18 protein-coding genes are annotated in these 22313 nt (G+C 74.8%); 13 read left to right on the top strand and 5 right to left on the bottom strand.

Going from position 1 to position 22313, the window contains the following annotated elements:
• Window positions 1–122: 122 nt before the first annotated feature.
• The 3 genes from acs to ACFVHV_RS20060 form a co-directional block, all read right to left on the bottom strand.
• Complete coding sequence (gene acs, locus ACFVHV_RS20070) at window positions 123–2087, bottom strand: acetate--CoA ligase (protein WP_380352465.1); 1965 nt, start codon at window positions 2085–2087, stop codon at window positions 123–125.
• A gap of 241 nt (window positions 2088–2328) precedes the next feature.
• Entirely contained in the window at window positions 2329–4761 is a 2433-nt protein-coding gene (locus ACFVHV_RS20065; RefSeq protein WP_359902009.1) for a SulP family inorganic anion transporter, read from the bottom strand.
• A 493-nt stretch (window positions 4762–5254) separates the two neighbouring features.
• Window positions 5255–6262: an ATP-binding protein gene (locus ACFVHV_RS20060; RefSeq protein ID WP_359902011.1), complete on the bottom strand. Its 1008-nt coding sequence runs from the start codon at window positions 6260–6262 to the stop codon at window positions 5255–5257.
• A gap of 216 nt (window positions 6263–6478) precedes the next feature.
• Here ACFVHV_RS20060 and ACFVHV_RS20055 point away from each other — a divergent pair, with 216 nt between their 5' ends.
• Window positions 6479–7369, top strand: coding sequence for an oxidoreductase (locus ACFVHV_RS20055; protein WP_359902014.1), 891 nt, complete (start codon window positions 6479–6481; stop codon window positions 7367–7369).
• 377 nt (window positions 7370–7746) lie between these two features.
• Here ACFVHV_RS20055 and ACFVHV_RS20050 read toward each other — a convergent pair whose 3' ends face one another.
• Window positions 7747–8565, bottom strand: coding sequence for an HAD-IB family hydrolase (locus ACFVHV_RS20050; protein WP_359902135.1), 819 nt, complete (start codon window positions 8563–8565; stop codon window positions 7747–7749).
• 808 nt (window positions 8566–9373) lie between these two features.
• On the opposite strand from ACFVHV_RS20050, the gene ssd reads away from it, so the two are divergent.
• The 8 genes from ssd to ACFVHV_RS20010 all read left to right on the top strand — a co-directional run bounded on the left by ssd (window position 9374) and on the right by ACFVHV_RS20010 (window position 15262).
• Complete coding sequence (gene ssd / locus ACFVHV_RS20045) at window positions 9374–10498, top strand: septum site-determining protein Ssd (protein WP_359902017.1); 1125 nt, start codon at window positions 9374–9376, stop codon at window positions 10496–10498.
• Window positions 10498–11835, top strand: a complete 1338-nt coding sequence (locus ACFVHV_RS20040) for a TadA family conjugal transfer-associated ATPase (protein WP_359902020.1) — start codon at window positions 10498–10500, stop codon at window positions 11833–11835. Before ssd ends, ACFVHV_RS20040 begins: the two co-directional genes overlap by 1 nt.
• Window positions 11836–11846: 11 nt before the next feature.
• Complete coding sequence (locus ACFVHV_RS20035; protein ID WP_380352463.1) at window positions 11847–11978, top strand: hypothetical protein; 132 nt, start codon at window positions 11847–11849, stop codon at window positions 11976–11978.
• Window positions 11979–11983: 5 nt separating this feature from the next.
• On the top strand, window positions 11984–13009 hold the full coding sequence (locus ACFVHV_RS20030) for a type II secretion system F family protein (RefSeq protein WP_380352461.1): 1026 nt from the start codon (window positions 11984–11986) through the stop codon (window positions 13007–13009).
• A 176-nt stretch (window positions 13010–13185) separates the two neighbouring features.
• Complete coding sequence (locus tag ACFVHV_RS20025; protein ID WP_380352460.1) at window positions 13186–13782, top strand: hypothetical protein; 597 nt, start codon at window positions 13186–13188, stop codon at window positions 13780–13782.
• Between the two features lie 52 nt (window positions 13783–13834).
• Entirely contained in the window at window positions 13835–14107 is a 273-nt protein-coding gene (locus ACFVHV_RS20020) for a DUF4244 domain-containing protein (protein WP_380352458.1), read from the top strand.
• Between the two features lie 73 nt (window positions 14108–14180).
• Window positions 14181–14741, top strand: coding sequence for a TadE family type IV pilus minor pilin (locus ACFVHV_RS20015; protein ID WP_380352456.1), 561 nt, complete (start codon window positions 14181–14183; stop codon window positions 14739–14741).
• The gene (locus ACFVHV_RS20010; RefSeq protein ID WP_380352454.1) at window positions 14729–15262 is read left to right on the top strand and encodes an Rv3654c family TadE-like protein; all 534 of its coding nucleotides are present in this window, start codon (window positions 14729–14731) and stop codon (window positions 15260–15262) included. Before ACFVHV_RS20015 ends, ACFVHV_RS20010 begins: the two co-directional genes overlap by 13 nt.
• On the opposite strand, the gene ACFVHV_RS20005 is transcribed toward ACFVHV_RS20010, so the two are convergent.
• Window positions 15257–17749 (bottom strand): DEAD/DEAH box helicase, encoded by a 2493-nt coding sequence (locus tag ACFVHV_RS20005; protein WP_380352453.1) that lies wholly within the window; start codon window positions 17747–17749, stop codon window positions 15257–15259. The genes ACFVHV_RS20010 and ACFVHV_RS20005 overlap by 6 nt on opposite strands.
• A 222-nt stretch (window positions 17750–17971) precedes the next feature.
• On the opposite strand from ACFVHV_RS20005, the gene bldG reads away from it, so the two are divergent.
• From bldG to ACFVHV_RS19985, 4 genes are all read left to right on the top strand, one after another.
• Complete coding sequence (gene bldG, locus ACFVHV_RS20000) at window positions 17972–18313, top strand: anti-sigma factor antagonist BldG (protein WP_049659132.1); 342 nt, start codon at window positions 17972–17974, stop codon at window positions 18311–18313.
• A 159-nt stretch (window positions 18314–18472) separates the two neighbouring features.
• Entirely contained in the window at window positions 18473–18892 is a 420-nt protein-coding gene (locus ACFVHV_RS19995; protein ID WP_359902044.1) for an ATP-binding protein, read from the top strand.
• A gap of 541 nt (window positions 18893–19433) precedes the next feature.
• Window positions 19434–20213 (top strand): hypothetical protein, encoded by a 780-nt coding sequence (locus ACFVHV_RS19990; protein ID WP_380352451.1) that lies wholly within the window; start codon window positions 19434–19436, stop codon window positions 20211–20213.
• Between the two features lie 326 nt (window positions 20214–20539).
• Window positions 20540–22072, top strand: coding sequence for a methyltransferase (locus ACFVHV_RS19985; RefSeq protein WP_359902050.1), 1533 nt, complete (start codon window positions 20540–20542; stop codon window positions 22070–22072).
• Window positions 22073–22313 lie beyond the last annotated feature (241 nt).

The following is a 22313-nucleotide window of genomic DNA, read 5'->3' as shown; positions in this document are numbered from 1 at the left end:
GTCCGAACGGGTGACTGACGGGACGACTGTGCCCCGGGCGGTGATCACCGCCCGGGGCACAGTCGTCGTCTCAGTGGCGCTCGGCGGTTGCCGGCGCCGTGGGCTCAGCCGTTGTCGTGGGCTCAGCCGTTGCCGTTGCTGTTGTCGGAGGGCGGCAGCTGGGCCTGGATCTGGCTCATCACCGTGCTGTCGGCCAGGGTGGTGGTGTCACCGACCTCGCGGCCCTCGGCGATGTCACGCAGCAGGCGGCGCATGATCTTGCCGGAGCGGGTCTTCGGCAGCTCGCCGACCACCTTGATCTGCTTCGGCTTGGCGATCGGGCCGAGCGTGCGGCCGACGTGTGCCCGCAGCTCCTCGACCAGCTCGGGGCTCTCGGTGACGCCGCCGCGCAGGATCACGAAGGCGACGATGGCCTGGCCGGTGGTGGCGTCGGTCGCGCCGACCACGGCGGACTCGGCCACCGAGGGGTGGCCGACCAGGGCCGACTCGACCTCGGTGGTGGAGATGTTGTGCCCCGAGACGAGCATGACGTCGTCCACCCGGCCGAGCAGCCAGATGTCCCCGTCCTCGTCCTTCTTGGCGCCGTCACCGGCGAAGTAGCGGCCCTCGAAGCGCGACCAGTAGGTGTCGATGTAGCGCTGGTCGTCGCCCCAGATGGTGCGGAGCATGGACGGCCACGGCTCGGTGAGCACCAGGTAGCCGCCGGAGCCGTTCGGCACCTCGACGGCGTTGTCGTCCACCACGGTGGCCGCGATGCCCGGCAGACCGCGCTGGGCCGAGCCCGGCTTGGTCTCGGTGACGCCCGGCAGCGGGCTGATCATGATGGCGCCCGTCTCGGTCTGCCACCAGGTGTCCACGATCGGACAGGTGCCGCCGCCGATGTGCTCGCGGTACCAGACCCAGGCCTCGGGGTTGATCGGCTCGCCGACGCTGCCCAGCACCCGCAGCGAGGACAGGTCGAACTTCGCGGGGATGTCGTCGCCCCACTTCATGAAGGTGCGGATCGCGGTCGGCGCGGTGTAGAGGATGGTCACGCCGTACTTCTGGACGATCTCCCAGAACCGGCCCTGGTGCGGGGTGTCCGGGGTGCCCTCGTAGATGACCTGGGTGGCGCCGTTGGAGAGCGGGCCGTAGACGATGTACGAGTGGCCGGTGACCCAGCCGATGTCGGCGGTGCACCAGTAGACGTCGGTCTCCGGCTTGAGGTCGAAGACCGCGTGGTGGGTGTAGCTGGCCTGGGTGAGGTAGCCGCCCGAGGTGTGCAGGATGCCCTTGGGCTTACCGGTGGTGCCCGAGGTGTAGAGGATGAACAGCGGGTGCTCGGCGTCGTGCGCCTCGGGGGTGTGCTCGGTGGACTGGCGCGCGGTGATCTCGTGCCACCAGACGTCGCGGCCCTCGGTCCACGGGACGTCCTGCTCGGTGCGGCGGACCACCAGGACGTGCTCGACGCCGTCGACCTTGGTGAGCGCCTCGTCGATGGCCGGCTTCAGGGCGGAGGGCTTGCCCCGGCGGTAGCCGCCGTCGGCGGTGATGACGAGCTTGGCCTGGGCGTCCTGGATGCGGGAGGCGACGGCGTCGGAGGAGAAGCCGCCGAAGACCACCGAGTGGGTGGCGCCGATCCGGGCGCAGGCGAGCATCGCGACGACCGCCTCGGCGATCATCGGCAGGTAGACGGCGACCCGGTCGCCCTTGCGGACACCGAGTTCCAGCAGTGCGTTGGCCGCCTGCGAGACCTCGTCCTTGAGCTGGGCGTAGGTGATCGAACGACCGTCGCCGGGCTCGCCCTCGAAGTGGATCGCGACCCGGTCGCCCAGGCCGTTCTCCACGTGGCGGTCGACGCAGTTGTACGCGACATTGAGCTTGCCGTCGGCGAACCACTTGGCGAAGGGAGGGTTGGACCAGTCGAGGGTCTCGGTCGGCTCGACGGCCCAGGAGAGGCGACGGGCCTGCTCGGCCCAGAAGCCCAGACGGTCCTCGGAGGCCTGCGCGTACGCGGCCGCGGTGACGTTGGCGGCTGCGGCGAGCTCTGCCGGCGGGGCGAAGCGCCGCTCCTCCTTGAGCAGGTTGGCCAGGCTCTCGTTGCTCAACGCGCACTCCTCATCGAGTCATGATCGGGGGCGTTCCCGTGCGTGGGGATTGTCCCGTGTGTCCCAGCGCACAGCTCACCAGGCGAACGGGGCAGTTGACAAGAGGCTCCTGGGAATTGGTGTAGACCTTTGACCGATGGCCGACCGGGTTCCGGTCCGATCCACCGCGGAGGACCGGACGGCCGTTCGGGGGTGGGTGGGCCCGTGCCCCGGCCCGCCCGGCGGGACACGGACCCGGCTCTCAGGCGGCCAGTCGGGGGCCCTCCCCGCCGTCCCCAGCCGGAAGCCGATCATCCGCATTCACCCGTTCGGCCGATGCTGTGTCCGGCCGGTCCTCGGAGCCGGTCCCGGTGGGGTTCTCGGCGTGGTGTTCGATTCCGTTCGTGCGATCGCCGGTGCGGGCCTCGATCGGGCTGAACGTCCCGGCGGCCCGGTCCAGGACATAGGCCTGGGCCGTCGCGAAGTCGAAGTACATCCCGACCAGTCGCAGGGTGCCCTCCTCGACCCGGCGCTCCACCGCCGGGTTCGCCATCAACTGGTCCAGCTGCTGGACCACGTTGGTGATGCAGAGTTGCTCCACGACGTCCACCGCCGGCCGGGTGGCGAACTCCGCCGGGACGCGTCGGAGCCGGTCCAGCGAGCCGCGGCCGTTGCGCAACCAGCGGGCCAGGGGGGTGGGCGGCCCGGGGCGCTCGTGCACGCCGTCCAGCAGGGCCTTCATCGCGCCGCAGCCGGAGTGGCCGCAGACCGTGATCGAGCGGACCTCCAGCACCTCGACCGCGTACTGCACCGCGGCGGCCACCGAGTCGTCGGCCGCTCCGGGTTCGTGCGGGGCCGGCACCAGGTTGCCCACGTTGCGCACGGTGAACAGGTCGCCCGGGCCGCTGTTGGTGATCATGCTGGTGACCATCCGGGAGTCCGCGCAGGTCAGGAAGAGCTGGGAGGGCGCCTGCCCCTCGCGGGCCAGCCGCGCGAGTTCCGGCCTGATCAGCGGGGCGGTGTGCAGCTGGAACACCCGGACTCCGTCCAGCAGTCGGCCGTGCGGGTCCTCCTGCTGATCGATGCAGTGGTGGCCGACCCAGGGCGTCCAGGCCCGGCACCGGTGCGGGCCCGGTGAACTGCCCGCGCGCACGGTGCCGTCAGGGTCCAGCACTTCGTCGTCCTGGCGGCGCGTCACCATCGAGACCCGGCTGCCCGCGTCCTGGTGCGCGGCCCGCCAGGTGTGCAGCGTCTCGTACGCGGCGTGGTCCAGGAAGGAGCCGTCGTGGATCACCGTGACCTCGGCCCCGGCGGGGATGCCAGCCAGCGCCCGGCTGAGCCGGGGTACGGCGGTGAAGGTGAGCGGGCCGTGCGTCCGGACGGTGACCGTCCCGTCGGGGCCGGTCTCCACGTCCACGTGGGCGCGGGTCAGCCGGTAGAGCGCGAGCAGTACGGCGGTGCCGGCGCCGATCGCGACGCCCCACAGCACGCCGGCGGCCACCACGCCGAGCACGGTGATCAGGTAGACGGGGAACTCGCGGTGCCGGTGCACCCTGCGGATGTGCGCGAAGCTCACCATCTGCAGCCCGACCACCAGCACCAGAGCGGCGAGCGCGGCCAGCGGGACGTGGCGCAGACCGCCGGTCAGCGCCAGCGCGGCGGCCAGCACCCAGACGCCGTGCAGCACCGAGGCCCACCTGGTCCGGCCACCGGCCCGCACGTTGGCGGTGCCGCGCACCGCCCCCCCGGCGACCGGCAGCCCGCCGACCAGGCCGCTCACCAGGTTGGCGAGGCCCTGGCCGCGCAGTTCGCGGTCGAGGTCGCCGGTGCGCCGGGACATCCGGTCGATCGCGACGGCGGACAGCAGCGACTCCACGCTGGCCACGGCGGTGACGGTGAGGACGGCGGCGAGCAGCCCGAGGACCGGGCCGTGCGGAAGCGCGGGCAGGAGCGACTGCGGGCGCCAGGCGGGCAGCTCGATGTGGGCGAGCCGCAGGTCCAGGGCGAGGACGAGGGCGGTGGCCAGCGCGACCCCGGCCAGCGGGCCGGGCACCTTGGTCAGCCGGGCGCCGAACTCGCCGGCACGGCCGGGGAGTCGGCCGAGCCGGGGCCAGCCGACCAGGACGGCGACGGTCACCGTGCCGGCCAGCACCGCGGCCGGGTGCGGGCCGGACAACTGGCCGGGAAGGGCCAGGATGTCGGCGATCGCGGAGCTCTGCGGGGAGCCGCCGAGGACGACGTGGAGCTGCGCGATCGCGATGGTGATCCCGACCCCGGCCAGCATGCCGTGCACGATCGCGGGCGAGACGGCGAGCGCCGTCCGGGCCACCCGACGTGCGCCGAGGAGGAGTTGGAGCAGGCCGGCGGCGACGGTGATGGCGCAGGTGGCCTGCCAGCCGTACCGGGCGATCAGCCCGGCGGTGATCACCGTCAGCGCCGCCGAGGGGCCGCTGACCTGGAGCGGTGTGCCGCCGAACAGCCCGACCACGATCCCGCCCACGGCCGCGGCGGCCAGGCCGGCGGTGAGCGGGGCGCCGGTGGCGAGCGCGATGCCGAGGGAGAACGGCACGGCGATGAGGAAGACCACGAGGGACGCGGAGAGGTCCTGGGCCCACCGGATCCGGGGGGCCGGGCCCGGTGGCGCGTGGTCGGTGGTGTCGGAGGCGATGGGGGCGCTGGAGATGTCGAGGGTCATTGTCTTCCCGTCTGTCCGGGGGAGCGAACGCAGTCAGGTCCGGCGGTGAGTCCGGGGTGGGGCTCCGGGGCGGATCGGCTGTCGTGGGTCGCGACGGTGTGGCGGGATGGCGTGGGCGCGGCGGGGGAGCGCGGGTGTCACCGGCCGGCGTTGACCATCAGGCACGCCAGGGCTCCGGGCGAGGTGCGGGACGTCTCACCGGGGGCCGCCGGGCGAACCATCAAGACTCGGTAAACCGAGGGTAATGAAAGCTTTGCACAGCGTGGTTCCGGGAGGGAAGCGGAAAACCCCCTGGTTCACCCCAATGGGTGGTGGCCGAACGGTCGGGAATCTGCTGGTGGCAGGGGTCGTGGCACCGGCCGGCCGGCCAGTGATCGGCGATGGGAGCGGGGCCGGGGTCGGGAGCGGTCCCGGAGCGGGAGCACGCACGGCGAACGGGCCGCGGCCTCCCGGGGCGGGGAGGCCGCGGCCCGTCCGGCTGCGGTGGTGCGGGTCAGGCGTGGGCGCCCGCCGGGGCCGCGCGCCCGCCGTCGTCCGCGAACCCGCCGAGGACGAACTCCTCGTCCACCTGTGTCGCGAGGTCGATGCCGACCTTGGAGTTGGCCCAACTCTCCGCGTTGCGGCGGTGGAAGAGCACCGCCTGCTCGGTGTAGCGGCGCGCGTCCCGCCGCCCGTACGCCGCGTCGGCCTCGAACCGCAGCTCCTCCAGCACGGCCCGGTTGGCCGGCTCCAGGGACTTCAGCGGCGGTTCGGCGCCCTGCTCCAGACGGCGCACCCAGTCCGACTGCCCGAAGGTGGTGAGCAGGTCGGCGCCGACCTCGCGGCGCAGGAAGGCCAGGTCGTCCGGGCCCTGCACCTTGTTGCCGACCACTCGCAGCTGCACGCCGAAGTCGCGGGCGTAGTCCCGGTACTGGCGGTAGACGGAGACGCCCTTGCGGGTCGGCTCGGCGACCAGGAAGGTCAGGTCGAAGCGGGTGAACAGGCCGGAGGCGAAGGAGTCCGAGCCCGCGGTCATGTCGGTCACCAGGTACTCGCCGGGGCCGTCCAGCAGGTGGTTGAGCAGCAGCTCCACCGCGCCGACCTTGGAGTGGTAGCAGGCCACCCCGAGGTCCTCCTCGGTGAACGCGCCGGTCGCCAGCAGTCGTACCGAGCCCTCGTCCAGCGCGATCGGGCGGGCGCAGGAGGCGTAGACCGGGTTCTCCTCGACGATCCGCAGCAGCCGCGAACCGCGCCCGGGCGGCGTGGTTTTGATCATCTCGTCGGAGGAGCGGATCAGCGGGTTGCTGCCGCGCAGGTACTCCTTGATCTCCGGCAGGTGTCCGCCCAGCGGGGGCAGTTCGGCGGCCTGATCGTCGGTCAGCCCCAGGGCGGGGCCCAGGTGCTGGTTGATATCGGCGTCCACGGCGACGACCGGCCGGCCCATGGCCGCCAGGTGGCGGATGAACAGCGCGGACAGCGTGGTCTTCCCGCTGCCGCCCTTGCCGACGAAGGCGATCTTCATCTGGGGACTCCGGCTCTCGCTCAGGGCCCTCGCTGCGGGCCGCCTGCCCGGGGTGCGCGCGCCGCGACCCCTAGTTGGAAATCGTTATCGTCTCCGATAGTGGCCATGCTAGCCGGGGTTTGGGTTCCGCCGCGGGCGGGAAGTGAGGATTGCCTCTAATGGGTGATGCGGGGTTGCTGTTCCGGGAGGGGCGGCCCGTTCATTACTCTCGGGTAGGTGAGCACTGGAACTGATCCCCTCGCCCCGCTGGCCCAGCTCCCCGGGGTGCCCGACGCGGTGGCCGAGGTGCGCAAGGCCGTCGACCGCCTCTACGGCCACCGGGTGATGCGCCGCCGGGCGGCCGAGGTCACCTCCGAATCCGCGCTGCGCGGCGCCCGCGCGTCGGCGGCCCTGGCCGGGGCCGACTGGCCGCTGGAGGAGGTCCGCCGCCGCAGTGACTTCGGCGCGGACCCCGAAGCCCGGACGGTCGGCGCGGCCCTGCGGATCGCCGCCGAGGCCGGCCAGCTGCTCAGCATCTGGCGGCACTCGCCGCTCCAGGTGCTGGCCCGGCTGCACCTGCTCGCGGCGGGCGACGGCGATCCGGCGGCCGGGCGCCCGCGACGGGCCGGCGAGGGCGCCGAGGAGCTGTTCCCGCTGGCGCTGGAGCCGGTGGAGAGCGTCGAGGTCGACGCCGTGGACGGGCCGCTGCCCGTGCTGCCGCCCGCCCCGGGCGCGGAGGAGGTCGCGGCCCGGCTCGACCAGCTCTCCCGGCTGCTGGTGGCGCGCGCGGAGGGCCAGGGGGTGGGCACGCCGGCCCTCGTCGTGGCCTCGGTGGTGCACGGTGAGCTGCTCGCGCTGCGGCCGTTCGGCACCCACAACGGGGTGATCGCGCGGGCCGCCCAGCGGATCGTGCTGATCGCCGAGGGGCTCGACCCGAAGTCGATCTGTCCGACCGAGGTCGGCCTGGCGGAGCTCGGCACCGCCGCCCACCGCCGGGCCCTGGCCGGCTACCTGGCGGGCACCCCCGAGGGGATGGCGGCCTGGATCGCGCACTGCGGCCGGGCGTTGCGGCTCGGCGTCCGGGAGAGCACGGCGGTCTGCGAGGCGATGCAGCGCGGGATGGTCTGAGCGGTCGGACCGGGGAGGCGCGCGCTCCGCGAGGGGGCGCGAAGACACGGATGCGGCGGCACCTGATCCTGCCGGGTGCCGCCGCTGGTGCAGATACCGGGTGACCATGCATGCACCGGAAGTGCCGATCAGACGGGGATCCTGCCCGTTCGTCTGGTCCGGCGGCCCGACAGCGGGTCGGCTGCATGTGGGTGCCCGGATATCTGTACGTGCGGTCCGTGGGGCCTGAACTGCGTTGTCGGTTTGACCTCTTAGGTCCTGACCGGGTCTCGCGGGCCGTGCTTCATTTGTATCGCGTTTCGGGCGAAAGGGGAACCCGAAACGAGAAGTCTGTCCCGGTTGACCGTTTTGTCCAAGGGGTGCCGGGCGGCACGGCCTCAGGCGGCGGGGCGCCGCCGGCGGGCCAGGTACCAGATCACCCCGGCGGTCACCGCGGCCGTCCCGACCGCCACGGCGGTCAGCACCGAGCCGCTCGGGGCGGAGAACTCGGGCAGCCGGCGCCGCAGTTCCACCGGCTTGTCGAAGACCAGCACCGGCCACTCCCGCGCCTGCGCCTCCTTCCGCAGCGCCCGGTCGGGGTTGACCGCCGACGGGTGGCCGACCGCCTCCAGCAGGGGCAGGTCGGTGGAGGAGTCGCTGTAGGCGTAGGACGCGGCCAGGTCATAGCCCTCGGTGGCGGCCAACTCCCGGATGGCGGCGGCCTTGTTCTCGGCGTAGGCGTAGTACTCGATCTCGCCCGTGTAGCAGCCGTCCTCGACCTTGAGCCGGGTGGCGATGACGTGGTCCGCGCCGAGCAGCCGGCCGATCGGCTCGACCACCTCGGAGCCGGAGCTGCTGACGATCACCACGTCCCGGCCGGCCGCGTGGTGCTGCTCGATCAGCGAGGCCGCCTCGTCGTAGATGATCGGGTCGATCAGGTTGTGCAGCGTCTCGGCGACGATCTCGCGGACCTGCTGGACGTTCCAGCCCCGGGTGAGCGCGGAGAGGTACTCGCGCATCTTCTCCATCTGGTCGTGGTCCGCGCCGCCGACCAGGAAGACGAACTGGGCGTACGCACTGCGCAGGACGGCCCGACGGTTGATCAGGCCGCCCTGGTAGAAGGGGCGGCTGAAGGCCAGTGCGCTGGACTTGGCGATGATGGTCTTGTCGAGGTCGAAGAAGGCCGCCGTGCGCAGCCCGCCGGGTCGAGGGCGCACGGGCGGGCGGAGTTCTCCGGGCCCGGTGGTGTCGCCCTGGGACTCGTCGGCGTACTCGTCGGCGTTCTCGGTGGTGTCCACGGGAACCGAGGATAGAGGGAGCCGCAAAACACCCCGCCATTCGGCGTACTCGTGGGCGTGCGGGTTTGTGTTTCTGGCCGCTCGGGTACACCATGGAAGTCACGGATCGTTCGCGACCGTGCTAACCCGGTCCGGCTCCTCCCCCCCGAGCCGGGCTGTGGATAGACGACCCCCGCTCTCCCCCCCGGCGGGGGTCGTCGCACGTCCGGGGCCATTTCAGGGCTTGAACGCCCCTCGCGGCGCGTTCGCCGCCGTCGTGCCGACGGCTTGCAGGGGGTGTCGTCACCTCGGCCCGCCGATCGACTTTCGTCACTCTGCGTTGCCATTTGCTCAGGTTCGTCGGAGATCGAACGGCTGGTTCCGATCGGTGCCGCGGGCCCGCTCGGAAGCGGTGTCGGGAAGGTGTCGAGCACTCGTCGGGAGTGCCTTCGAACGGGATGCGGGGGGTCGCCGGTTCATCTCGGTGACCCCCTTTCGTCAATTCTTCACCGATTAGCCCCCCGCCCGGGTGAACGTTTTCCTCCACAGTCCACGAGTTATCCACAGGCAATCGGAACTCGGATGACGGAATCCGGAACTCCCCCCACCGTGATGTCCGGCGGCGGTCGCCGGACAGGGCCTCACCCCTTCCATCCCCAGAGGATCTGTCGGGCGGCCGTCCGCCGGAACCGTCCGACGTGCGCCGCCGACCACCTCCCGGTGGCCGGCGGCGCGGAGGGGAGAATCCATGTCGACGCCGATCGCCGACCACATCACCGCCGAGGGCCCCGCGGTCGCCGGACCGCTCGTCGTCACCGAGGACGACGGCCTGGCCGAGCACCTGCTGCGGATCTGCGCGGCGGCGGGCACCGAGCCGAGGCTGGTCCGGGGCGCGCCGCCGACGCGGGAGCTCTGGGAAGGGGCCTCGCTGGTCCTGGTCGGGGACGACCAGGCCGTCCGCTGCTCCGGGCTGGGGCGGCGCGGCGGGGTGCTGCTGCTCGGGCTGGACCTGGACGACCCCGGGGTGTGGGTCAGAGCCGTCCAACTCGGGGCCGAGCACGTGCTGTTCCTGCCCGATGCCGAGGCCTGGCTGCTCGACCGGATCGCCGACGCGGCCGAGGGCGTCGGCTGCCCGGCGGTCACCGTCGCGGTGCTCGGCGGGTCCGGCGGGGCCGGAGCCTCGACCCTGGCCTGCGCGCTGGCGGTCACGGCCGCGCGGGCGGGCCGGCGGACGATGCTGCTGGACGGCGATCCGCTGGGCGGGGGCCTGGACATCCTGCTCGGCGGCGAGCGGGTCAGCGGGCTGCGCTGGCCCGATCTGGCCGGCTCCCGCGGGCGGGTCAGCGGGGCCGAGCTGGCCCGGGCACTGCCGGCGCTCAAACGGCTCTCCGCGCTGTCCTGCCTGTCCTGGGACCGCGGCGACACCCTGACGGTGCCGCCGGAGGCCATGCGCAGCGTGCTGGCCGCCTCCAGACGGCGCGGCGGGCTGGTGGTGGTCGACGTGCCCCGCCACCTCGACGCGGCCGCCGGACAGGCGCTGGAGCAGTCCGACCTGGCGCTGCTGGTGGTGTCGGCCGAGCTGCGCGCGGTGGCCGCCGCCGACCGGGTCGCGGCGGCGGCCCGGATGAGGCTCGGGGACGTCCGGGCCGTGGTGCGCCCGGCACGGGCCGGCGGGCTCCCGGCCCGGCAGATCGTCCGCGGGCTGCGGTTGCCGCTGGCGGGAGAGCTGGAGCCGGAGCCGGGCCTGGCCCAGGACGTCGTGAAGGGCGTCCCGCCCGGGAGCCGGGAGAGCGGCCCGCTCGCCCGCTTCTGCGCGAGCTTCCTGAACGAGGTGCTGCCGCCGGTGCCGGCGGTCGGGGGAGGTGTGTACTGATGGTCCGTCTGCGCAGAACGGTCCTCCGGACCGGCTCGCCCGAACCGGGCGGCGGTGCGCGGGAGCACCGGCCGCTGCGGAGCGTGCCGCCGCCCGGCGGGCCGCCCGGGCCCGCGCACGAGCCCTGCCCGTACGGCCGGACGGCCCGCGAGCAGCGCACGGCGGCCCTGGTGGACGCGGTCCGGCTGCGGCTGGCCGAGTCGGGGGCCGCCCCGACGGCCGGCTCGGTCGCCGCCGCGCTGCGGGCCACCCGCCCGCCGCTCGGCGGGGACGAGGTCCTGGACACCGTGCGCTCGCTGCGCGCCGAACTGGTGGGTGCGGGCCCGCTGGACCGGCTGCTGGCGGCGCCCGACGTCACGGACGTCCTGGTGAACGGTCCGGAGGAGGTGTGGGTCGACCGTGGCGGCGGCCTGCAGCGAGCCGACGGAGTCCGCTTCGCCGACGCCGCGGCGGTGCGACGGCTGGCCCACCGGCTGGCCACCGCGGCCGGCCGGAGGCTGGACGACGCCCGCCCGTGGGTGGACGCCCGACTGCCGGACGGCACCCGGCTGCACGCCGTGCTGCCGCCGATCGCGGCCGGCTGCACGCACATCTCGCTGCGGGTCTGCCGCCCCCGGCCCTTCACGCTCGACGAGTTGGTGGCGGGCGGGTCACTGCCACCGGAAGGCGCGCAGCTGCTGGCGGGCATCGTGCGGGCCAGGCTGTCGCTGCTGGTGTCCGGTGGGACGGGCTCCGGGAAGACCACGCTCCTGTCGGCCCTGCTCGGCCTCGTCGGGCCGGACGAGCGGATCGTGGTCGCCGAGGACTCCGCCGAGCTGCAGCCGGCCCACCCGCACGTGGTCCGCCTGCAGAGCCGGCCGCCCAACCAGGAGGGACTCGGCGAGTTCACCCTGCGGGACCTCGTTCGCCAGGCGCTGCGGATGCGCCCGGACCGGCTGGTGATCGGCGAGGTCCGCGGCGCCGAGGTGTCGGACCTGCTGGCCGCGCTGAACACCGGGCACGAGGGCGGCTGCGGCACGGTCCACGCCAACACTGCGGCGGACGTGCCGGTCCGACTGGAGGCCCTGGGCTCGCTCGCCGGTCTCGACCGGCCGGCGCTGCACAGCCAACTGCGGGCCGCGCTCGACGTGGTGGTGCACCTGGTCCGCGACCCGGGCTCGGGGCGGCGCCGGGTGGCGGAGATCCACACGCTGACCGGAGCCGGTGACGGGTCGGCCGTGACCATGCCCGCGGTGGCCTTCCCGGCGTCCGGCGGCCTGCGTCCCGGTGCGGGCTGGGAGCGGCTGATCGGACTGCTGGCGGCACGCGGGGTGTCGCTCGGGTCGGGGCGGCCGTGATCGTGGTGACGGTGGCCGGGTCGGCTAGCGCGGACGCGCGGGCGGTGGAACTCGTCTTCGCCCTGCTGCTGAGCGGGTGCGCCGTGGGCGCCCTGCTGCTGCTCGGCGGTGCGGGGAGCAAGGACCGAGGAGGGCGGAGGTGAACAATGTGACGCAGATTCAGCCAGCCTTCTGCTGGGCTGCGGTGCTGTGCCTGGTGGCCGTCGCGGCGTGGCGTGCGGTGCAGGAGCAGTTGCCGGGCGGGCGGCGCTCCAGGCTGGTGCTGGCGGGCAGCGGGCCGCCGGTGCTGGGCGTGGGCCCGGAGACGGCGGTGCGGGCCCGGGGTCGGCTGCCGGGGTTCCTGGCACCCGAACTGCTGCTCCTGCCGGCGGGACTGGCCGCCGGGCAGGCCACCGCCTCGCCGGTGCCGGTGCTCGCGGCGGCCCTGGCCGTCCTGCCGCTGCGCAGATGGCGGTCGCGCAGACGCCTGGCGGCGGAGGCCCGACACCGGTCCGCGGCCGTCGTGGAGCTCTGCGCCGGCCTGGCGGGGGAGTTGCGCGGCGGGGCGACGCCGGAGCAGGCGCTGCACCTGGTGACCGCGCGTCTCGCCGCCGACCCGGCGGGGCTGCGCGGGCTCGGCGAGGAGCCGGTGGCCCGGCTGGCTGCGGGCCGCTACGGCGGGGACGTGCCCGCCGCGCTGCACCTGCTGGCCGAACTGCCGGGCGGCAGTGGGGCCGCGGCCATCGCGGCCTGCTGGCGGGTGGCCGCCGACAGCGGGTCGGGGCTCGCCGCCGCGTTGGACCGGGTCGCCGAGGCGCTGCGCGGTGAGCGGGCGCTGGCGGAGGAGATCGCCGGGGAACTGGCCGGGCCGCGCGCGACGATCGCCGTCCTGGCCGCGCTGCCGGGCATCGGGCTGCTCCTCGGCGCGGCGCTCGGGGCGCACCCGTTGGAGGTCCTGCTGCATACCCCGGCCGGGCTGGGCTGCCTCGTGGCGGGGGCGGTCCTGGAGGGCCTGGGGGTGCTCTGGACGGCACGCATCGTCCGGGCGGCGGCCCACGGAGCGCTGGAGGCTTCTCCGGTGCGGCGCGAGCGAATCCGAGCCTCCGGCCGTACGGTGCCCGGCCCTCGGGCGAGCGGGCGGGTCTGCGGGCTGTCGCGGGTGCGCGCACGGGCGCTCGGGGCGGTGGTGAGGTGATGCGGGGCATCGAGTGGGTCGCACTCGCCCTTCCGGTGGGCGCGGCGGCTCTGGGGTGGACACGGGTGCGCGGCCGGGTGAGGCGCCGACGGGTGCTCGCCCGGGCCCGGGGCGGAAAGGGAACGGCAAGGCGAACCGGGCTGACGGCCAAGGACGTTGGGCGCCGACGCCGGGCGGTGACAGCGGCCGTCGCCGGGCTCGCGGCGGCGGTGCTGCTCGGTGGTGGCACCGGACTGGCCGTCGGGGTGCTGCTGGCGGTGGGCGTTCACCGGTGGTCGGCCCGGGCACGGTCGCCGGTCGACCGCCGGGAGGCCCGTGACGAGGAACTGCTGACCAGGCAACTCCCGCTGAGCGCCGAGCTGTTGGCGGCCTGCCTCGGGTCGGCGGCGCTGCCCTCGGACGCCGTGTCGGCGGTGGGCCGGAGTGTGGGCGCGCCGCTGGGTCCCCGGCTGGTGGCGATCGGGGCCGAACTGGCCCTGGGCGCGCCGCCGGAGCTGTGCTGGAGCCGACTGGGCGAGCAGCACCCGCCGCTGGCGCCGCTGGCGCGCTGCCTGGAGCGCAGCAGCCTCGGTGGCGTCCCCGCCGCGGGCCCGCTGATCGGGCTGGCCCAGGGGCAGCGCACGGCGGCTGCCCGCGCGGCCCACGCCCGGGTCCGCCGGGCGGCGGTGCTCGCCACCGCGCCGCTGGGGCTCTGCTTCCTCCCGGCCTTCGTCCTGATCGGCGTGGTGCCGGTGGTCGTCGGCCTCACCAGCCGCTTCGCGCAGGCGATGTGAACAAGAGCCGGATGCACGGACATCGACGGACAACGAACGACAGGAGGATCTCATGACCGCAGTGATCGCGATCGGGACCGGTACCGGGCGGTCGCTCCGCCCGCTGACCGGGGCGTGGCGGCGGAGGAGCCGTCGGGCAGCCTGCCGGGTGCGCAGGGTGGCCCGGCTCCGGGGCCGCTCGGACGCCGGGATGACCACGGCCGAGTACGCCGTCGGAACGCTGGGCGCGTGCGCCCTCGCGGCCGGGTTGTACAAGGTGGTGACCAGCGAGGCCATCACGGGCGCGTTGACCGACATGCTGGTGCGGGCGCTCCATGCCACCTAGGGCGGGCCGTCGAACTCCTGCCGGTCGGCCGGCCGGGGCCGGGAGCCCCCGGGGCGCAGGCGCACCCCGCGGCGTGGTCGTCGGCCGCCGACGGTCCCCGGCCCGGCGGCCGGGAGGCGCTCCCGCCACCGCCGCGCGCGGCACGCTCCTCGACGCCGCCCCGCCCGCGCTCCCGGTGGGCGGCAGGCAGCTGAAGACGGCTGCCGGCCGGGCCGGGGAGCGCGGCGCCGGCCGGGCACGGCCGCTGCGGCCGCGCGGCGACGCGGGCTTCGTGACCGCGGAGACGGCGGTGGCGCTGCCGGCGCTCGTCCTGCTCGCGGCGATGCTGATCTGGGGAGTGCTCGCGGCGGCCACGCAGATCCGCTGCGTGGACGCCGCCCGGGTCGGTGCCAGGGCGGCCGCACGCGGGGAGACGGACGCCGCCGAACTCGCCCGCGCGGCGGCACCGGCGGGCGCGCAGGTCCGGGTGGTCTTGGCGGCCGACACGGTGCGGGTCGAGGTGGAGGCGCCGTGCGCGGGGCCGGGAAGGCTCGGCGGGCTGCTCGCCGTCCGGCTCAGTGCGGCGGCCGTGGCGGCGCGGGAGGACGTCCTGGTGGCGGTCACGGCGGGAGGTGGTGGTCCATGGCCGTCCTGACCGGGCTGCGGGAGACGGCGGAGCGGGTGGCGCGCGCCCGTGCGGCCCGAGCCGTCGCGGCGGGCGGGCGAGGGCCGGACGCCGGCTCGGCGACGGTCTGGCTGCTCGCCCTGGCGATGCTGGGTACGGCGGTGTTCGCCGGGACGATCGCGGTCGGCTCGGTGGTCGCCTCCCGGCACCGGGCCGAGTCGGCGGCCGACCTCGCGGCCCTCGCCGCGGCGGACCGGCTGCTGCTGGACCGGGACGGCGGCTGCGCCCGGGCCGCCGCTATCGCCGCCGCGCAGGGCGCCGGACTGGTGTCCTGTGCGGTCGACCGGTCGGGGGACGCCGTCGAGGTGGTGGCCGAGGTGGACGTCCGCGGGCTCCCGGCCCGGCTGCCCGTCGGCCCGGCGCGGGCGAGGGCCCGGGCCGGGCCGGTACGGGCCCCGGTCACCGGCCCCGAGGACGTGCCGGACGCCGGGCCGGTGGGGGATCCGAGCGAAGCTCCGAGCGGAGCCCCGAGTGCGGCGGCGGTCTCATGAACGGGCCGGCGGTCCACCTTCCGGTCCCGGGGCCGCCTCCGGCGCGTCGGGCGCATCCGGAGCATCCGGAGCATCCGGAGCATCCGGAGCATCCGGAGCGTGCGGAGCATCCGAAGCGTCCGGAGCATCCGGGCCGTCGGGCGCCTCCCGTCCGTCCTGCGTCTCCGCGGCTCCGGCGGCCCCGGCCAGCAGGACGGCCAGGAGCCGGACGGCGGCGGCCTTGTCCAGCGGGTCGTTCCCGTTGCCGCACTTGGGCGACTGGACGCAGGACGGGCAGCCGCGCTCGCACTCGCAGGAGGCGATCGCCGTCCGGGTGGCCGTCAGCCACTGGACCGCCCGCCGGAAGCCCCGTTCGGCGAAGCCGGCCCCGCCCGGGTGGCCGTCGTAGACGAACACGGTCGGCAGGCCGGTGTCCGGGTGCAGCGGGACGGAGACACCGCCGATGTCCCACCGGTCGCAGGTGGCGAACAGCGGCAGCAGTCCGATCGAGGCGTGCTCGGCGGCGTGGGCGGCGCCGGGCAACTGGTCGGGTGGGATGTCCGCGTCGAGCAGCTGGTCCTCGGTGACGGTCCACCAGACCGCGCGGGTGCGCAGCGTGCGGGGCGGCAGGTCGAGCTTGGTCTCGCCCATGATCTCCCCGGTGGAGATCCGCTTGCGGAGGTAGCCGACCACCTGGTTGACCACCTCCACCGAGCCGAAGCTGAGCCGGCCCTCGCCCCATTCCACGGTGGTGTCGGTGTCCAGGACGGAGACGGAGGTGATGTCGCGGGCGGCCGTGGTGTACGGCGGGTCGGCCGGTTCGACCAGGGCCACGGAGTTCTCCAGGTCGAACTCCCGTACCAGGTAGGTGCGGCCCTGGTGGAGGTGGACGGCCCCGGTGTGGACGCTGGTGTGGGCGGCCGCGGCGTCCACCGTGCCGAGCAGGCGGCCGGTGTCGGCCTCGACGATCTGAACCGGACTGCCTCCGCTGCCGCGCAGGTCCACCGCGTCGGCCGCGCGCTCGCGACGGGTCCAGTACCAGGAGCCGTCACTGCGCCGGCGCAGCAGGCCGCGCCGTTCCAGGACCGGGAGCAGCGGCGCGGTGGACGGCCCGAACAGTTCCAGGTCGGCATCGGTGAGCGGGAGTTCGGCTGCCGCCGCGCACAGGTGCGGGGCGAGCACGTGCGGGTTGTCGGGGTCGAGCACGGTGGCCTCGACGGGCGCCGCGAACAGCGCCTCCGGGTGGTGCACCAGGTAGGTGTCCAGCGGGTCGTCCCGGGCGATCAGCACGGCCAGCGCGCCCTGGGCCTCCCGGCCCGCCCGGCCCGCCTGCTGCCAGAGCGAGGCCCGGGTGCCGGGGTAGCCGGCCATCAGGACGGCGTCGAGGCCGGAGATGTCGACGCCCAGTTCGAGAGCGGAGGTGGAGGCGAGGCCGAGCAGTCGGCCGGTGTGCAGATCGCGTTCCAGGGCGCGGCGTTCGTCGGCGAGGTAGCCGCCGCGGTAGGCGGCCACCCGTCCGGCGAGCGGGCGGTCGAGCTGGTCCTGGGCCTGGAGCGCCACGAGCTCGGCGGCACGCCGGGAGCGGACGAAGACGACGGTGCGGATCTCCCGCTCGACCAGGTCGGTCAGCAGGTGCGCGGCCTCGGCGGTCGCGGTGCGGCGCACGGGCGCGCCGTGCTCGCCGACGTTCTCGGTGAGCGGCGGCTCCCAGAGGCCGAAGACCATCGGCCCGCGCGGCGAGGCGTCCTCGGTTACGGCGACGGCGGGCAGGCCGGTCAGTCGCCGGGCGGTCGCGGCCGGGTCGGCGGTGGTGGCGGAGGCCAGCAGGAAGGTGGGTGACGAGCCGTAACGGGCGCAGATGCGGCGCAGCCGCCGCAGCACCTGGGCGACGTGCGAGCCGAACACGCCCCGGTAGCTGTGGCATTCGTCGACGACCACGTAACGCAACGCCTTGAGGAAGGAGGACCAGCGGGCGTGGCCGGGCAGGATGCCCCGGTGGAGCATGTCCGGGTTGGTGAGCACGTAGGAGGCGTACTGGCGGACCCACTCGCGCTCCTCGGTCGGGGTGTCGCCGTCGTACAGGGCGGCGCGGACCCTCGGCGGGGCGAGTTCGGCCGCCCGGCGGCGCTGGTCGGCGGCGAGCGCCTTGGTCGGAGCCAGGTAGAGCGCGGTGGCGCCGCGGCCGTTGCGGGCCTCGGTGCCGTCGAGGAGGTCGCTGAGCACCGGTGCCAGATAGCCCAGCGACTTGCCCGAGGCGGTGCCTGTGGCGATCACCACAGTCTGGCCGCTTTTGGCCAGATTCATCGCTTCTGCCTGGTGCGCCCACGGCTGTTCCACCCCGAGGGCGCGTGCCGCGGCCACGACCTCCGGACGGATCGAGTCCGGCCACGGTGAATAACGTGCAGGTCGGGCGGGAAGGTGCTCCGTATGGGTGAGCCGGTCGGACCGCCCCCGGCCGGTGGCCAGGGTCGTGAGCAGTGCCTCGGGCGGGCTGTGTCGGGGCGGCATGGGGACCCAGTGTGTCACCGGCGTGACGGAGAATCGTCGTAAGCCATCGTGCGGGCATGGCCGCAGGTGGTTGAATGTGGCCGTGACGGCCGTATGGCCGTGGGTCGCAGCGCTGAGGCTTGCCACGCGTTGGCTGGGCGCGCCCGGGCTCGCGACCATGCGGTGGCGGCCGTCCGGCCGAGGATCGCACATGACGTAGCAAGGCAAGGTGCTGGAGGTTCCGTGGACCTGTCCCTGTCGACCCGTTCAGTCGGCGATCGTACGGTCGTCGAGGTTGGCGGCGAGATCGATGTGTACACCGCCCCGAAGCTGCGGGAGCAGCTGGTCGAGCTCGTCAACGACGGCAAGTACCACCTCGTCGTCGACATGGAGGGCGTCGACTTCCTCGACTCGACCGGCCTCGGTGTGCTGGTCGGCGGTCTGAAGCGGGTGCGCGCCCACGAGGGCTCGCTGCGCCTCGTCTGCAACCAGGAGCGCATCCTGAAGATCTTCCGCATCACCGGCCTGACCAAGGTCTTCCCGATCCACACCTCGGTGGACGACGCGGTCAACGCGACCGACTGACGCGGCCGGGCCGGCCCGGGTGGCCGGCCCGCTCGTTTCCTCGCGTCCGGGAGCCCGGGCCCGTGCGGCCCGGTGCGTCCCCGGACGCCCCTGGGCCGGTTCCGCCGGCCCGCAGGGGCCGGACCTCCGGCCCCGGTCGGAGCACCCCGAGGGGGAGAGATGGCAACCGTCGAACTTCGATTCAGCGCGCTTCCCGAGCATGTGCGGACGGCCCGACTGGTCGCCGCGGCCGTCGCCAGACGGGCCGGGGTCGACGAGTCGGTGCTCGACGAGGTCCGGCTCGCGGTCGGCGAGGCGTGCTCCCGCGCGGTCGGGCTGCACCAGCGCGGCGGCATCGGCGGCACGGTCCGGGTCGCGCTGACCGATCAGGAGAAGCGTTTCCTCATCGAGGTCGAGGACGAGGCCGGCCCCGCCGCCGTCCCGGCCTCCGGCGCCGCCGAGGGCGGCGACCCGGACGAGGACACCCTGGGCCTCGCCGTGATCACCGGCCTGGTCGAGGACCTGGAGGTCACCAACGGCACGGACGGTGGCCTGATCCGGATGAGCTGGCCGGTCTCGGTCCCCTCCGTCGCGGTCTGAGGCGCCGCGGGCGTCGGCGGCGCCGCTTTCGCGCTTCCGCACGCCCGCGAGGGCTGGAGCCAGGCTCCCGGGCGGGCGTCGACGCGTGGTGATCCCGGCGGTCGGCTGTTCCCGGACGACCGGGTCCGCTCGTCGATCGGGCCTCGTCGCGATGGACGACGTCCGGGTGGGTTCGCATCCCGTCACCCGGACGACCGGGCAGGCCGTCGGGACATCGGCAGCCGCCTCGACCTCCGAAGCGTTCCGGGCCGAGCTGCCGGTCAGCCGGCGGAGGGCACCCGGGGCGAGGAGGTCCGCGTCGGCATGCCCGTAGGCCGGCTGTGCGAGGACGCGCCCTCCCCTGCCGGTGCAGCAGCAGCGGCCGACCTCGCCCGTCGTTCCGCTCGACGGCGATCCCGCACGACATCGAGCATCGGCACGGGCAGCAGGCAGCGGGCAGCGGGCAGCGGGCAGCGGGGGAGTGAAACCGGAAATCGGGGAACGGACACCGGCCGTGTAGGTTCGACGACCGATGACGACCGAAACCGAAAGGCTCCTCCCGGTGAACAAGCGACTGCTGGCCGTACCCGCCCTCGGCGTGCTGCTCGCGTTCGGTGCCGTCGGCTGTGGCGACGACAACAACAGCAAGCAGCTGGAGTCCTGGGCGTCGACCGTCTGCGGCGCCGCCAAGGACCCGATCTCCCAGGCGCAGGCCGCGCTCGCCGACACCGGCCAGGTGAAGACCGGCGAAGTCCCCGCCGACCTCCAGAAGCGGCTCTCCACGGACATCGGGCGGCTGGCCAAGACCAACCAGGACATAGCCGCCGCCATCGACGGTGCCGGGGCGCCCAAGGTGCAGGACGGCGCGGCCCTCCAGAAGGACACCGTCGACGAGCTGAAGAAGGCGGCCGACGGCTACGTCGAGGTCCAGAAGAAGCTGGACGCGCTGCCCAACACCGACCAGGCCAAGTTCGCCGACGGGCTGCGCAGCGTGGCCGACCAGGTGCAGCAGCTGGCCTCGCTCTCCACCCAGGCGCAGAGCAAGCTCCAGCGGGGCGATCTCGGCGCGGCGATGGCCAAGCAGGAGGGCTGCAAGCCGTCCCCGACCACCGCCCCGACCGGCGGTGCCACCGGTGGTGCGGGCAGCGGCGCGAGCGGCACCCCGGCCCCGGGCGGTGCGGGCACGACCCCCGCCCCCGGCGCCACCGACACCCCGGGCGCTCCGGCCACCACCCCGGCGCCCGGCGCGACCGACAGTGCGAGCCCGGCCGCTGCCGGCGCGACCACCGCTCCGTCCGCCCCGGCCGGCACCCCGGCGAACCCCGCCCCCAGCGCGAGCTGAGCCCCGGCGGACCGCACGATCCGACGCGCCCGCCCCCGACACCGGCCCGACACCGGCCCGAAACCGGCCCGTCCCCGGCCCGTCCCCGGCCTGGGACCCGGCTGGTGATGGGCGGCGCGCGTCGGCCATGACGAAGTCACCCGAGCCGCCTCCGCGAGCCGCCTCCGCGAGCCGCCGCCGCCGGCCGCCGCCGCCGAACGACTCGGCGCCCCCGGCAGGGCGGCGCGCGGCGGCTCCCGGGGGCGTGCGTGGTGGTGCGGGCTTCCGTCCGATGGCCGCGGGGCGCAGCGGCGGCCGCGGGGTGGGCGCCGGGGGACAATGGCGGGGTGATCAGTAGCCCCGTTCTCGACCCGACCCGCCTCGCCAAGTTCCGCGAGGCGCTGCTCGCCGCCTCGTTCACCGCCGACGGGTGCCTGGACCTGCTCGGGCCCACCGGCTATTCGGCGTTGGCCCGCAGCGAGGCGGTCCCGGCACTGCGGGCGACCCGCGGTGGCAGCCCGCTGGAGACGCTGGTGCGGCTGTTCCTGCTCCAGCAGCCGGTCCCGTACCGGGCGGCCGCCGCCGCGCTGCCGGTGGAGGACTGCCTGGCGGACGGCTGGCTGCGCCCCGACGGCGATCTGGTGCGCGCCACCGTCGACGTCCGGCCGTACGCCAACGAGGTGGCCGGGATGCCCAGTTCGGATGCCTGGGTGGTTTCCGACCTGGGCTGCGCGGTGGGCGGCGCGGGCGGCATCGGCTCCGGCGAGACCGCGCACGGGGTGGCCCGCAAGGACCTGGTGCTGGGCGTCGGCGGTGCCTCCACCACGCTGGCCAACATCACCGTGCGCCGTCCCGTCCGGGCCGCGCTGGACCTCGGTTCGGGCTCCGGTGTCCAGGCGCTGCACGCGGCCCGCCACGCCGGGACCGTCACTGCCACGGACCTCAATCCGCGCGCGCTGCGCTTCACCGAGCTGACCCTGGCGCTGTCCGGTTTCGACAACACCGAGGTGTCCGCCGGAAGCCTCTTCGAGCCGGTCGGGGAGCGGAAGTTCGACCTGATCGTGTCCAACCCGCCGTTCGTCATCTCGCCGGGCGGCCGGTTCACCTACCGCGACGGCGGCATGGCCGGGGACGACCTGTGCCGCAGCCTGGTCCGCTCGGCCGCCGACCACCTTGAGCCCGGCGGCTACTGCCAGCTGCTCGCCAACTGGCAGCACGTCAAGGGCGAGGACTGGCAGGAGCGGCTGGCCGGCTGGGTCGCGGGCACCGGCCTGGACGCCTGGGTCGTCCAGCGCGAGGTCCAGGACGTGGCCCAGTACGCCGAGTTGTGGCTGCGCGACGGCGGTGACCACCGCGGCCCCGGCGGCGACTACCAGGCCCGGTACGGAGAGTGGCTGGACGCCTTCGAGTCGGGCCGGGTCGAGGGCATCGGGATGGGCTGGATCACCCTGCGGGCGAGCGGCGCCGAGCGTCCGACCGTCCGGGTGGAGGAGTGGCCGCACCCGGTGGAGCAGCCGCTGGGCCCGCACATCGAGGCCTGGTTCGACCGGCAGGACTTCCTCCGCTCGCACGACGACGCGGGCCTGCTCGCGGCCCGCTACGTGCTGGCCGACGAGGTGGTCCAGGAGCAGGTCGGCGCGCCGGGCGCGGAGGACCCGGAGCACGTGATCCTGCGTCACAACCGGGGCATGCGGCGCGCCACCAAGGTGGACACCGTGGGTGCCGGGTTCGTCGGGGTCTGCGACGGGACGCTGTCGGCGGGCGAGATCGTGGACGCCATCGCGCAGCTGCTCGGCGAGGACCGGGTGGTCCTGCGGGACCGGGTGCCGGAGTCGCTGCGCCTGCTGACCGAGCAGGGGTTCATCGACCCGGTCCGCTGAGGCCCGTCCCGACGGGTCCCGACGCGTCCCGACGGGTCCCGACGCGTCCTGACCCGTCCTGACCCGTCCCGGCCCGTCCTGACCCGTCCCGGCCCGTCCCGGCCCCCCGTGGCCGGATTCACCGTGCCCGGACCCCGGCTCTCCGTGACCGCATCCGCCGAGACCTGACCGGTTCACTCGCCCGTACCCCCTGGTTCGTCCGGCCGCCGCCGGGCGGCAGTCTCCCGTTGGCTCTCCACTG

Source organism: Kitasatospora sp. NPDC127116 (assembly GCF_042677365.1).
GTDB lineage: Bacteria > Actinomycetota > Actinomycetes > Streptomycetales > Streptomycetaceae > Kitasatospora > Kitasatospora lactacystinica.
This window is presented reverse-complemented; position numbering and strand designations above follow the sequence as displayed.

Coding starts and splice junctions, on each gene's coding strand:
- ACFVHV_RS20065 (WP_359902009.1), bottom strand. CDS start 4,761: ATGACCCTCGACATCTCCAGCGCCCCCATCGCCTCCGACACCACCGAC.
- ACFVHV_RS20060 (WP_359902011.1), bottom strand. CDS start 6,262: ATGAAGATCGCCTTCGTCGGCAAGGGCGGCAGCGGGAAGACCACGCTG.
- ssd (WP_359902017.1), top strand. CDS start 9,374: ATGTCGACGCCGATCGCCGACCACATCACCGCCGAGGGCCCCGCGGTC.
- ACFVHV_RS20040 (WP_359902020.1), top strand. CDS start 10,498: ATGGTCCGTCTGCGCAGAACGGTCCTCCGGACCGGCTCGCCCGAACCG.
- ACFVHV_RS20020 (WP_380352458.1), top strand. CDS start 13,835: ATGACCGCAGTGATCGCGATCGGGACCGGTACCGGGCGGTCGCTCCGC.
- ACFVHV_RS20010 (WP_380352454.1), top strand. CDS start 14,729: ATGGCCGTCCTGACCGGGCTGCGGGAGACGGCGGAGCGGGTGGCGCGC.
- ACFVHV_RS20005 (WP_380352453.1), bottom strand. CDS start 17,749: ATGCCGCCCCGACACAGCCCGCCCGAGGCACTGCTCACGACCCTGGCC.
- ACFVHV_RS19995 (WP_359902044.1), top strand. CDS start 18,473: ATGGCAACCGTCGAACTTCGATTCAGCGCGCTTCCCGAGCATGTGCGG.